The sequence below is a fragment of the Microcoleus sp. MON1_C5 genome (genome assembly GCF_036701875.1).
Classification (GTDB): Bacteria; Cyanobacteriota; Cyanobacteriia; order Cyanobacteriales; family Microcoleaceae; genus Microcoleus.
This window is the reverse complement of the sequence record NZ_JAUBRN010000101.1, coordinates 1-13,689: the sequence shown is the minus strand read 5'-3', so window position 1 is coordinate 13,689 and position 13,689 is coordinate 1. Positions and strand designations below refer to the sequence as shown.

8 protein-coding genes are annotated in these 13,689 nt (G+C 46.0%); 4 read left to right on the top strand and 4 right to left on the bottom strand.

Going from position 1 to position 13,689, the window contains the following annotated elements:
* Window positions 1-53: 53 nt before the first annotated feature.
* From QUA71_RS27790 to nadD, 4 genes are all read right to left on the bottom strand, one after another.
* On the bottom strand, window positions 54-5,087 hold the full coding sequence (locus QUA71_RS27790) for an FkbM family methyltransferase (protein WP_333290073.1): 5,034 nt from the start codon (window positions 5,085-5,087) through the stop codon (window positions 54-56).
* Between the two features lie 355 nt (window positions 5,088-5,442).
* A complete protein-coding gene (locus QUA71_RS27785) occupies window positions 5,443-6,414 on the bottom strand; it encodes a GDP-mannose 4,6-dehydratase (RefSeq protein WP_333290071.1) in 972 nt (323 codons plus the stop codon).
* A 415-nt stretch (window positions 6,415-6,829) separates the two neighbouring features.
* Window positions 6,830-7,849, bottom strand: a complete 1,020-nt coding sequence (locus tag QUA71_RS27780) for a type I glyceraldehyde-3-phosphate dehydrogenase (protein ID WP_190656404.1) — start codon at window positions 7,847-7,849, stop codon at window positions 6,830-6,832.
* 190 nt (window positions 7,850-8,039) lie between these two features.
* Window positions 8,040-8,756, bottom strand: coding sequence for a nicotinate (nicotinamide) nucleotide adenylyltransferase (gene nadD / locus QUA71_RS27775; protein WP_333290069.1), 717 nt, complete (start codon window positions 8,754-8,756; stop codon window positions 8,040-8,042).
* 962 nt (window positions 8,757-9,718) lie between these two features.
* Here nadD and murC point away from each other — a divergent pair.
* The 4 genes from murC to QUA71_RS27755 all read left to right on the top strand — a co-directional run bounded on the left by murC (window position 9,719) and on the right by QUA71_RS27755 (window position 13,479).
* Window positions 9,719-11,275, top strand: coding sequence for a UDP-N-acetylmuramate--L-alanine ligase (murC, locus tag QUA71_RS27770; RefSeq protein ID WP_333290067.1), 1,557 nt, complete (start codon window positions 9,719-9,721; stop codon window positions 11,273-11,275).
* Window positions 11,276-11,425: 150 nt separating this feature from the next.
* Window positions 11,426-12,382: a UDP-N-acetylmuramate dehydrogenase gene (murB, locus tag QUA71_RS27765; protein ID WP_190656399.1), complete on the top strand. Its 957-nt coding sequence runs from the start codon at window positions 11,426-11,428 to the stop codon at window positions 12,380-12,382.
* A gap of 62 nt (window positions 12,383-12,444) precedes the next feature.
* Entirely contained in the window at window positions 12,445-12,795 is a 351-nt protein-coding gene (locus QUA71_RS27760; RefSeq protein ID WP_006634273.1) for a YbaB/EbfC family nucleoid-associated protein, read from the top strand.
* A 180-nt stretch (window positions 12,796-12,975) separates the two neighbouring features.
* Window positions 12,976-13,479: a low molecular weight protein-tyrosine-phosphatase gene (locus QUA71_RS27755; protein ID WP_190656397.1), complete on the top strand. Its 504-nt coding sequence runs from the start codon at window positions 12,976-12,978 to the stop codon at window positions 13,477-13,479.
* Window positions 13,480-13,689: the final 210 nt, after the last annotated feature.

The window sequence follows — 13,689 nt, the reverse complement described above, 5'->3', positions numbered from 1 at the left end:
AGACATAGCAGCTCCCGGGCATGAGTACGATACTTTACTACTATATCCACTACTCAAATAGAATGAAATAGCCCTGACATAACTTCACTTAACTTGTCATGAGCCTCAGACAAATTTGGGTTTAAATAAACAGCCCTGCGGTAACATACGATCGCCCGCTCCTGCTTACCTTGCTGTAACAGAGTATTGCCAAGGTTAAAGTATTCCTCTGCCGTTGTTTCCGGTTCCAAAATGACGGCTGCATAACAACACTCGACGGCTTCATCAGGCTTGCCAATTTGCGAAAAAACCTTAGCCAAGTTGCGGTAAACGCCAGCGAAATTGGGTTGAATCGCGATCGCCTTTTGGTAAGATGCGATCGCCTCTTGCCAATGTTGCTGCTGTGCGTTAATAGTACCCAGGTTTGCTAAAGCTGGAGCAAAATCAGGTTGAATTTCCAGAGCGCGAAGGTACCAAGTCTTGGCCTCATCCAGTTTACCCTGAGCTTGCAAGGCATTCCCCAAAGTCTTGTAGGCCGGAGCAAATTTGGGTTGAATCTTTAATACTTGCTCACAAAGTGCGATCGCATCTTCTAACTTTCCTTGAGCTAAATACAACTCTGCCAGTTGATTTAAGGGAGTTGCAAAACTCTCCATCTCTTGCAGTTTAGCCTCACGTTCTACGAGTTGAGACTTAGTTTGTGCGAGTTCTTCCTGAGTTTTGTGGTATTGAATCTGGCTAAGCTCAAGCTCTTCTTTAATTGGTTGTAATTCCTCTGGAACTTGTTGCAGTTTAGTTATAAATTGCTCAAATCCCCCGAGATTTTGTTCCGAAGCACCGGGAATCCTTTGTAAGTCTACGTCTAACTTATGAAGCAGATCGTTACTCTGTTTCAGTTGCTCTTGTGTCTGATGCAGTTGAGCTTCGGACAAAGCCAACTTTTCTTGAGTGCGCTCGAACTCTGTTTGAGATTCCTCTAATTTGATTTGCATCTGGTACAGCTTAGATTGCGATCGCCATTGTTCCATTAAAATCTGCGCTATTCGAGATTTAGAAATCGCTGCATCAACAGCCTGTCTCAGCTTGGGAACAAAGCGTTGAATCGTTAAATCTTCTACTTCATTGCGATCGTGATATTCAAAGTGCCGCCAAGTCCTCGGATTTTCCACCCCGCAAGCCCAGCCTCTGATCAATTTCAGCTTCATCTCTTCTTGAGACCTAGTGTAGTAATGGTTGATTCGCAGCTTTTGGACTGAAGTTTTTTCAGCTATAGAAGAGCTTAACACTTCCATATTCTCTGTAACCGAAAACGTATCCTTACTAATTGGTATGAAAAAGTGAGGGCAGCTAGGGCGGATAATTTGTTTGGGCCGCACAATACTTTTGACATATTTATTTCTGTCAAAATTGTCGGCTGAGCGTTTAGTAAAATGCTCTATTTGTAACCCTTCCGGTCTGAATTCGTGACCGGAAGAACCAAAAAATAACTCATTAACTCCGACACCGGCTACCCCATCAAATTCATTTAAGACTTCTTTTAAATCATCCTTTTCGCTGGGAAAAATAAACTCATCTAAATCAATGAACGCGATCCACTCTGATTCGGTTTTGTACGCACTGAGGCAATGTTCGTAGGCAGAAATTTGTCCGGGTGTTACCGGCCAATGGTGCAAAATTACTTCGCCTGATTGAACGTAGGGCTGAAGGATGTCTATGGTGTTGTCGGCGCTGTTATTGTTGTATAAGTAAAATCTCTCAACCCCTACTATTTTATGAAACTCCAACCACTCAATTAGGTACGGAGCCTCATCTTTCATAATCGCGCCAACACTGAGTTCGCACTTGGCTCTCTCGTTATTTGAGGGTGTCTGATAGATGGTTTCTTGCCACCGGACTACTCCAAATTTTACGCGGGTTTCATCGGCCAACACTGCTTGGATAGATATCTCACATTCAGGCAACGTTCCCGTTATTTCCCATTCAGTCGCATAACCGCTATTTTCTGCTAATGGTACTCCCGGAAAAACTGCGGCTACATCTGGGCGGTGCTGATTTACAATAATGTCGCGGATCGCTTCACCGTCGCAAATCAACTCAACTTTAACAGCCGGGGACTTTTTACCTATCACCCAGCCCCCAATCAAAATATTACTGGCAGTTGCGTAAGTTCTGATCGTGGGAGAATCTATACTACATCCCCACAGCAACTCGGGATCTTCAGGAGAGATTAATGCCACCTCCTGAATGTTCAAAATTCTTATGGGTTTTTGAGACACTGTTGCTGGCAAATCGTTAGGATTATCGCGCAACAGTGGCTCGCTATTCCAAGGATCGAATGCAATCATTTTTTGCGTGAGCAAGTTAGGGCGGAAGAAAAACTTGCACCGTTCGTTCAGCATCGCTGCTGCAAACGAGAATGTGCTATTTGAAGTAGCCAAAACATCGCACTGGCTCAATATATAAAAATCCGGATAAAAAGGTGCTTCTGGCATCTCTACACCCAAATCTTTGACTGTTATGGGAGCGTATTCTGCAAAATTACTGACCACTGTTTCAATTTCATCACTCGCGATAAACAGGACAGGTTCATCTAAAGTTTCCCACAAACCGTCCAGCCATTCCTTGTACCATCCACTCGGAGCAACAGTAAGATACGGCAAAACTGTATGGACGCTTCTGTAATCACCGCGTCGCAAATGCAATCCAACAACTGTTTTACCTTTAGAACGCAATCGGTTCAGAGCTTCTATCAACTTTGCTTCGACTTCCGGCACAGGTTGGAACAAGGATTGAAAATATTCTTTATGTTGGGCGTGATATTGAGTGTGAAACTGAAAATAGCCCTGGAAGTCTACATTTTTCAACGGTTCCGGTGCATTGAGAATTGCCGACTCGGAAAGTTTGTAAGGCTGCGCTTGTTCTCCAACTAGAGGTAAAGGCTGAGAAATAGGCGCATCATTGTGACCGAATAGATACTGACCGATCCAAGCTGGTGTTTCTACCCTGAGATTGTGTTCCCTTGCATAAGTTCTCAAAAACGCATACAGAAATATTTGATTTCCCAACCGACCCATATTCTCCATGCCGAGTACGGATGAGGTAATCGCTGGTTTTTTCACATAGATTGCATCTCCCCAAGATGGGTGAATTGGCGTTGTGGTTGCTGCGCGCTGAAAACCGTGTCCTTCGAGAAATTCGTCCAATTGATCAATTAACGCGCAGCCTTCATACAGTTCTTCGTAATTAACTTCTGTGTTGATTAACTCAACAGATTTCAACCAATTGGTTGCTCCTTGCAAAGCCAAGAGTTCTGCACCTTGGATATCTATATTTAAGATATTAAAGTCTGAGGGATTTAATTCCTGTTCTTTCAGCAGAGTATCGAGTGTTTTCGACTGTACTGTTATTTGATGAGTTTCCGTGATGTGGGGATAAATCTCTTGATGATGCTTCAATTGCAGAATAGAACTGCTTTGATCGAAGGAAGTAACGTGTAAATTTATAGTGCCATTTTGATTGCTAATCGCACAGTTGACCGATCGGACATCGGGCATCCCGGTTAGATTGGCTTGCAAGCGTTCAAATACCGCTGGGTTGGCTTCGACGAACAGCACTTTTTGCGCGCCCATTTGTTGATATGCCGTGATTTCTGTGCCTTCATGAGCCCCAACATGAATCACGCCACGCGGCTCTATGGAATACTGCCGACACAGTTCCTGTATGTTAAGCTTTCCGTCGGTTACTTCCCCCAAAACATTGGAGTGGAATCGCTCATTTACAGCCAAGAAATTACTGAACTCAAAATTTTCATATTCTGGCAAAAAGGTAGGTTTGTATTCTAACCTATCCGGCAAAATCTTAAAAATTGAATAGCGGAATTTTTGCAAATACTCAAATGCTTCTTTTAACGTTATTTTTGAATCGAGATAAGTTCCCCCATATTCAAATTGCAGATAATCTATTCTGCCTGTTTCTAGAAAATGTTTAACTCCATATAGAACGTCTAATTCGCCGCCCCCAACATCTATTTTGAGAAAATTAATTCTCTTAATGCCGTGGCGCTGACAGTAATTGTCGATAGTTGTCGTCAAAACTGGTATTTCTTTAGGCGGATTCAGCCACCCTTCTTTTTCAACCTCGAATCGGCGGTAAAAGGTACTCAATAGTGGATTGGCTTCGTAATAATAAAATGTCTTGACTTCTTCCGCCTGCCCTACAGCTAAATTATTGGAAATTACTTTTTTATCTATGTTCTGACTCAGCTTTTTGTAAACATGAGGAATTGGTTCAAACAGGTGAATTTCTAGCTCATTTCCTTGGCTCACAACTTCTGCTGTCCAATCCCCAGCATTAGCACCTACATCAAAAACTACATTATTTGCCTTAATAAATCTCGCGATAACTTTGCTTTCACCACTACTTTCAAACGTGGTATTTATTATTTTTTCTGTTTCTTTCTTTTCTTCTGGATGCTTGGGCAAGGCAGTAGCTACCCGGAGTTCACCTGTTCGCAAAAACTCTTCCCATGCCTTAGTATTAGCATCTTGACAAAACTGAGCTAAAACTGATTTTGCTCGTTCAGGCACAGAAACTATGGCATCCTCAAAAATAACGGTATATCTGCTTGTTTTCGCCGATAGTGTAGCCATTATTTCATTAAGGCTCGGCCACTGTTCTATACGGTGAGGACTTGGTGGGGGAGACAAAAACAATCGAGCATCGTCAATCAGGATAAAATGTTCGCATTCAGAATTATTGATTATTTCCAATTCTTCAAGTAGCGGACACTCATCATTTTCTCCCGCTGTACCACCGCCCATCCAATGAGCATCTAACCAAAACAGAGCAGGCTCATTGAGTTGAGGAACGACTAATTTAAGTTGTTCTGTTGTATGACCCCACAAAAATTCTATATTTTTTATATGGCTATACGTACTAGATGTTGATTCATATATATGGTTGGCAAATTCTATTGTGAAAACCTGTGGAAAATGCTGTGCCGCCCACACAGATGTATCACCTTTCCAAGTTCCCGTCTCTACAAAAGTTGGCAAATTATATTCATTTTTTAGCACCAACATTAGCTGTTTGCAATCTCCCAAACCCATCTCAATTACTCCTCTACATTTTTTTCAACACATAACTACAGTCTCTCTAAACCCGCTTTTTTTCAAGGTTTAGAGATTAACATATCTTGGCTGCCAATCGTGAAATTTCCAAGACCTCATCCTGAGAATATAAAACCTAAGTGGTTCCACAAATTCACTTTCATATACGCGCTCGAGCGCATAACCCCATTTATGTAGATCAGCCGGAAGCCCGTCCTTCATCTTTCGATAATCGCGATCGCAACTAATCACCCCTTTGTTAGTATAAGGTATCCCCTCGCCTCGATATTTTTTTTAATCACGGTGATTAGCCTTATACCACTCCTTAGCCGTTGGATATTCTGCCTCCCTATTTTCACCTGATAATTTCCCCTCCAATCTGCCTCGCTTCCACCATCATCCGCACCACATCAGGCATCTTATACTTCGCCTCCCACCCCAATTTTTCTTTTGCCTTAGCCGGATTTCCCCTCCCAACTGCAATCTCCGTCGGTCTGTAGAGACTCGCATCGGTTACTAAATGTTCCTGCCAATCCAAACCTGCAGAAACAAACGCTGTCTGCACAAACTCCTCCAAAGGATAACTTACACCCGTGGCAATTACATAATCGTCCGGTTCTTCCTGCTGCAACATCAAGTACATCGCCTCCACATATTCCGGCGCCCAACCCCAGTCCCGCTGCACTGAAATATTTCCCAAATGGAGTTTTTCGGAACTGCCTGCAGCAATTCGGCACACAACAGATACAATTTTTTGGGTGACGAACCTCTCCGGTCGCAGCGGCGACTCGTGATTGAACAGAATACCAGAACACGCAAACAAATTGTACGCTTCCCGATAATTCGCTACTTCCCAAAATGCCGTTGCTTTCGCCACCGCGTAAGGACTTCTGGGGCGAAAAGGCGTATTTTCATCCGCTGCACTACCTCCGGTATCCCCAAAACATTCGCTAGAACTGGCATTGTAAAGTTTAATTTTGCCACCTGTAAACCGAATTGCTTCTAACAGATTTAATGTGCCTGTGGCGATGCTTTCGAGGGTTTCTACGGGTTGTTCAAAAGACAGACCGACGGAACTTTGACCTGCTAGATTGTACACCTCATCTGGCTCTATTTTGGCAAGCACTTGCAAGACGCTGCGAAAATCGTTGAGAGACATGGATTCTAGTTTTACTCTGTCTCGGATGCCCAAACGGGCCAGGTTTCCGAAACTAGACATTTGGGCGTCCCTGGAGGTGCCACAAACTTCATAACCTCGATCGAGTAACAGTTTAGCTAAATAAGCTCCGTCCTGACCTGATATACCACAAATTAGCGCTTTTTTCATATCAGATTTTGTTGGCAAAACTACACCGTAGCTGTTGCTATTTTTCCACTTGTTTAACTTTTATAGTCGGAATTTTTATTTTTTTAATATTGGGGATTTTCCGAGAACTTAACTAAAGCAATTTTAAGCGCTTACTACAAACAACAAATTTATCATCAAGCAGACCCGAAAGCCCGATCGTATGTATTATGGCAAAAAGTTCGATAGCTGGGAGTAGCAGCTTACGAATATCGTAGGGACACGGGACTGCCCTGTCCCTACGATATTTCATCTTCTACTCGCCAACTATCAACTGCCAAAAGTCTCTAGCGCTCGAAAACAGAAATAACCAGTCAGCTAGAAATCGACTCAAAAGTACAAAATATTAGCCTTTTTTACCTTCTGCCGAATGACTAAAGCCTTCTGCGTTCGGGTACTAGGCTTCCCAACGTTCGGCGACCAATTCAGCCAAGTCAACCACCCGCTGACTGTAGCCCCACTCATTGTCGTACCAAGCCAACAGCTTCACCATGTCGCCATCCATCACCAGCGTCAAGCTGGAATCCAGAATCGAAGAAGCATCACTTCCGCGATAGTCGCATGAAACTAAAGGCAAATCGTTGTACTCCAAAATCCCTTTCATGGAGCCAGAGGCAGCTTCTTTGAACACTTGATTTACTTGCTCGGTAAAAGTCTTTTTCTCTACCTGAGCCACAAAATCGACTACGGACACATTGGGAGTCGGCACGCGCATGGCGATACCGTTTAACTTGCCTTTCAATTCCGGAATCACCAAAGCCACAGCTTGGGCTGCTCCGGTAGAAGTCGGCACAATATTCATTGCTGCCGCCCGGGCCCGCCGCAAGTCGCGGTGGCTGGCATCCAGCAAGCGCTGGTCCCCAGTATAGCTGTGGGTAGTGGTCATCATGCCTTTGACGATGCCAAAATTTTCGTGCAGCACTTTCAGTACAGGAGCCAGACAGTTGGTAGTACAGCTAGCATTGCTGATGACTGTGTAGTCACTGTGCTTGTAGTTGTGGTGGTTGACTCCCATCACATAAGTGCCAACTTCAGAACCCTTGCCGGGAGCGGTAATTAGCACTTTTTTAGCGCCGGCAGTGATATGCTTCGATGCACCAGCTTGGTCAACGAAGACGCCGGTCGATTCAATAATCAGATCAATACCCCAATCTTTCCAAGGCAAGTTTAGCGGGTTGCGATCGCTCACGCATTTAACTGTCTTGCCGTTGAGAGTAATGGAATTTTCATCCGCACTGATGTCCACATTCTTCAACGTTCCCATCATGGAATCGTATCTCAGCAAGTGAGCATTACTTCTGGGATCGGAAGTGTCATTAATAGCTACCAACTCTAGCTGGCTGTTTTCTCTGCCCAGCCAGCAGCGCGCAAAACTGCGCCCGATACGTCCAAAACCATTGATCGCGACTCTAATCACCTTGTACCTCCTAACGATGGCAGCCTCTAGCTCAGGCTTAAATTTTGAAAAAATTTAAGAATTGACTTATGAGACAAGATCATATCGCAAAGGTCGATCCTTTCTAACTTTTTGTGTCGATCAAAAAAGCTTGAACTTTTCTAGAAGGGTGAAATTGCAAGGCAGAAGGCATTAGGCTTTGTGCCGCTGGTTACTGGTAAAGCTGATGGGCTGCAATATAAGTCCCGACAACTTCCGGGACTAAGTAGCGGAGGTCGATCCTTTCGGCGCAGCAGCGGCGGATGTGGCTCGACGAAATCTCGATCGCAGGCATGGACAGTACCTCCCAGCGAATCTCCACGTCCAAAAGAGCCATTTGTTCGGCAACTCGTCGGCCGACAGCATTTGCCTGAACCTGCATCCTGTCCCCCGCGGAAGCGAGGGGTTTTCCACCCGGACAATCTCCCCACTCGGACAGTTCCCCAACCTCCCCGCTTTCTGCCGTCTCTCGATCTCCCTGAGTCGGACGTGGGGCCACCAACCAGTCGCACAACCCGGCAATTTCGCCGCACCGGTGCCATTTGGGCAGAGTAAGGAGTGCGTCACTACCAATAATCCAGTACCAGCGATGATCGCCTGGATACAATTTTTGCAAATACAGCAGGGTGTCGATCGCAAAACAACTGTCGGAGGGATTTGCCGACCGCGGCGAAATTAGGAAGTCGGGGCGATCGGCGATCGCCAGAGCGAGCATTTCCCGCCGCTGCTCAAAACTTGCCAAATCCGGGCGCCACTTGTGAGGAGGAGAGCGATCCGGTACCCAAATGACTCGATCGAGAGCAAATTGACTCGCAGCCGTCTCGGCTACCAACACGTGACCCCAGTGAACCGGATCAAAAGTCCCCCCCAAAATCGCTATTCTCCCCATATTTCCCCAAAATCAGGATTAATACAGACTTTGCGCCAATTTTATGTTTATACACTTTTAACCATAAGCTCGTTTATTAGAAAACCCTCGCTTCACATTGGGGACAAACGCTTGGACGACCCTAATTTCGACGATCGTCCCGGACGCTAAAACCGATTTTGTTAACCCCCTTAATTCGTTCAAACCTTCAATCCGAGTTCAAAAACCCGGTTCTGAGGGTCGGAGTGGTTCCGGGACTCGGTGATTAACCTTGCCAATATTAATGCCAACTTGTTTTGATTGCGCGATCGACCGCCTGAGCATTCGTTGGTTGGCGGCTCAAAAAGTTTTGACAGTAGATATACTTTTTAGCGCAGTGGTAAAAACTTTCAGGGCTGCCAAGAGGGTTCATCGGCTTCTCGATCGAGCCCATGATTTGGTTGGCTCAATGGCTATTCGACTATTCCGACTAACTACATAACTTATATATACAATATAGTAAAAATATATACTATAGCTGCGCTCGTGTCAATCTCTGACTTGGGCGAGATAATGACCGTAAAGGTAGATTTATGACTGTAAAAGGAGCGAAATTTGGTTATACGTGGTAGTGTTTGTAAATCCTTATGGGTTTTACCCTCAATCTTGGTAGAAAGGTTGTGGGGCTTTTGCTACCGTATCCGAGCACAGCAGGCGGATAGAAATAGAAAGAATGCAGGAGTATGCAAGCACCCAAATTAGTCTGTTGGGCCAGACCCCAGACCGCGTTTTCTGTTACCTGCTATTTTCGAGCTGTGACTGTTCCGGAAAACTACTCGGTACTAAGTCATATAGGATACAAGACAAACATCTCTACAAGTCCCGCAAATCTAGGGACGCGCAGAGAATTTTGTACAAAATCTCTAGCGAACTGTATCCTGAAAAAACAATTCTTGATATGATATCGCGTGTTATTGGCGTGGTGTGGTGTGTGAGGAGCGAAGATGCCGAGTTCTGTTGATTTCAGCGGTAGACCATTTCATTTCATCGGCATTGGTGGGATTGGGATGTCAGCCCTAGCCTACATTCTAGCTAAACGCAAGTTGCCTGTGTACGGCTCCGACATTAAATCGAGTCACATAACCGAGCGCTTGCAAGGAATGGGAGCTCATATTTTTTGGAGTCAAGACGCCAGCAATTTTGAACTATTTCAAACGGCCCTTACCGGTAGCAGTCCCGACTGCGGCCAACAGGAAAGGGCAGTATCCTCGATAGTCGCGGGTACGGTAGGGACTTCTGTCGCGACAGCCGAAGCTCTCCAATTGAACGGCAACGGTTCAAGCGCCCAAGCAATTGGGGGATTGCCTCAAGTAGTATGTTCGACGGCTATTCACCCAGCCAATGCCGAATATCGAGCTGCTTTAGATTTGGGCTGTCCGATTTTTCATCGATCGGATGTGTTGGCAGCCTTAATTCAAGATTACCAAAGCATAGCGGTAGCCGGGACTCACGGCAAAACTACTACTAGCAGCTTAATCGGCTTCATGCTGATGGCGGCGGGTCTAGACCCGACGATCGTAGTAGGAGGCGAGGTAAATGCTTGGGAAGGCAATGCCCGTTTGGGAGAAGGCCCCTACTTAGTTGCCGAGGCTGATGAATCCGACGGTTCTCTCGTCAAGCTGGTTGCCAAAATTGGCATAGTGACGAATGTAGAACTGGATCATCCAGACCATTACGATACCCTTGACCAAGTAATAGACACATTTAAGGTGTTTGCCCAAAACTGTCAAACCTTGGTGGGCTGCATTGACGACCAAATCGTCAAAGACTGCCTTCAGCCTCATGTCAGTTATAGCTTGCAGCCGGACAGCGGTGCTGACTACACGGTTTCGGGCGTGGAGTACGGAGCAGAAAGCACCAAGGCACGGATTTGGGAGCGAGGAACTTTCCTAGGGGAAATCGAGTTGAAGTTGCTGGGTACACACAATCTCAGCAATGCACTAGCTGCGGTAGCAGTAGGCCGATTGTTGGGGTTAGAGTTTTCGGCGATTGCCAAAGCGATTGCTGGCTTTGAAGGAGCTCGCCGCCGTTTTGAGGTGCGGGGTTTTCACAATGACATCCTGTTTGTGGACGACTACGCCCACCATCCTAGCGAAATTCGTGTCACCTTGGCGGCGGCTCGCTTGCGGATCGAAGGTAGCGAAAAAAATCCCAAATCCCGAAGAGTGGTTGCAATTTTTCAACCCCACCGTTACAGCCGGACTCTGACATTTTTGCCAGAATTTGCTCAATCTTTTGGGGATGCTGATTTGGTTGTGGCTTGCGATATTTATAGTGCTGGGGAACCCAATTTAGGAGAGATTAGCGGGCAGCAGGTTGCTGATTTGATTGCTAAAGAAGGCCGAGAGGTTGAGTTTGCGCCTTCCCTGGAGTCAGTCACTAAGTTTTTAACCAAAAATCTGCAACCGGGGGATTTGGCTCTGTTTTTGGGTGCTGGTAATCTGAATCAGATTATTCCAGAGGTTATGGCTTTTTATCAACAAGCCGATCGCCCCGATTAGCTCGCCAACTGAGTAGAGTCGATCGACATTATGGCGTTGCACGTTGTGCCGAAACTTCTGTCGGGCGGCTCGCTCAAAGCGGCCACATAAGTTAGCTAAATGGATTTTCAACCACGTCTTTGAGCGAAGGTATTTTTAAGGATTTTCAAGATGGTGACTATCTCGAATGACTCCTCTGTTAAGGACAATCGGCGAGTGTATTCTCCTATTTCTTTGCGGGGAACTGATTGCAAGATTAATTCCCAAGTTTCGCTGGCGGGTCTGACTTCCTTCCGAGTCGGCGGCCCTGCCGAGTGGTACGTTGCTCCCCGCAGTATGGAGGCTTTGCAAGCGAGTTTTGCCTGGGCACACGATGAAGGGATGCCGGTGACTCTGCTGGGTGCGGGTTCTAATTTGTTGGTGAGCGATCGGGGTTTGTCCGGTTTGGTCGTCGCCACTCGCTACCTGAAACAGGTGAATTTTAATGCAGAAACAGGTCAAGTGACAGCGGGGGCGGGAGAGTCAATTCCCCGCCTCGCTTGGTTGGCCGCTAAACGGGGCTGGAAAGGTCTAGAATGGGCAGTCGGCATACCGGGTACGGTGGGAGGGGCTGTGGTGATGAATGCAGGCGCTCACAGAGGCTGTACTGCTGATATTCTAGTCAACGCTCGCGTCCTATCCCCTGGTGGTAAGGTGGAAATTCTGACTCCCCAAGAGTTGGAGTACCGCTACCGGACTTCGGTGCTGCAAGGGGGCGATCGGCTAGTAACAGAAGCGACTTTCCAGTTACAGCCGGGATTCGACCGATCGCAAGTAATGGCAGAAACTAATGACCATTTCAGCCAGCGGCGGACAACTCAACCTTACCACTTACCGAGCTGTGGCTCAGTGTTCCGCAACCCCGGCCCCAAGACCGCAGGTTGGTTCATCGAACAGGCGGGACTGAAGGGATATCAGATCGGAGGCGCACAAGTGGCTCAGCGCCATGCTAATTTTATTCTTAACTGCGGGTCGGCAACGGCCAATGATATTTTTCAAGTGATCCGCCACGTTCAACAGCAAGTCGAGCAGCGGTGGTCGCTGTTGTTGGAGCCAGAAGTTAGAATACTGGGAGAGTTTCCCTTCTAAGGCATCATTGAAGTAATACGGAAACGGCAGACTGCCAGCCCACACACCATCACAAAGTAGTTATGACAAAATCAGGACAAGGATTTGGCTTCGGCCTGGGAAAAATGAAAGAACTGACTGAAGCTTTCAAAAAAGCTCAGCAGGTTCAAGAAGGAGCTAAAAAGCTCCAAGAAGAGTTGGATGTAATGGAAATTGAGGGAACTGCCGGCGGCGGCTTGGTCAAGGTTTTTCTCAGCGGCAACCAAGAACCCCGCCGCGTGGAAATCTCACCGGATGCCCTCGGTGAAGGTGCTGATGTGGTTTCTGAACTCGTCACGGTGGCGATGCAGGATGCTTACGCTAAGTCTACGATGACGATGCGGGAGAAAATGGAAGAACTCACCGGTGGACTAAATCTCCCCGGTTTCGGTTAATCATGAGTCATCAGTCATGAGTCATCAGTCATTAGTGGTTAGCTATCTGTGTTTAAAAAGGAATCTATAGCTAATGACTGATTGATTTCTATCAAGCACGAAAATTTTGGAAAAAGGGGAAAGGAAAAATTTTCTTTCTTCTTTCCCATTAAAAATTACCAATTACTAATTATCAATTAAATGTCTTATAAGTTATTGTTTGTCTGCCTAGGAAACATCTGCCGATCGCCCTCAGCAGAAAATATTATGAATCACTTAATTAAAGAAGCGGGTTTGAGCGATCGTATCACCTGCGATTCGGCCGGAACTGCTAGCTATCACATTGGCAGCCCCCCTGACAGGCGGATGGCATTGGCGGCGAGGAAGCGAGACATTGAATTGCTAGGCGAAGCCCGCCAATTTGCCAGGAAAGATTTTGAAAATTTTGATTTGATTCTGGCCATGGATCGGGAAAATTATCGCAATATTCTTGCCCTGGATGCGGCTGGAAAGTATAAAGATAAAGTGCGACTGATGTGCGATTTTTGCCAGAAATACGACCTTAAAGAAGTGCCTGATCCTTACTACGGTGGCCCGGAGGGATTTGATCGAGTAATTGATTTGCTGCTAGACGCTTCAGAGGGTTTGTTAGAGTACGTTGTCAGTCGGAAAAATTTAACCGTTGGCGGTCAGCAATCAATTTAAATTAAAAAAGTGCCTTTTTCCGCCCGAATATTAGCAATGCTGTAGGGGGGACAACGCTAACAAAACTCGTAACTAGGGATATCACAGTTGTTCCCGCTCCTCCTCCCAAAATGATACTGGGTGACAAAGAAAAAGGTAATTGCTCAACCCCCTTGACAAGAAGACGAGATAGACATTAGATAAAGGAATGGAAAAACTTCCCGACTTAAA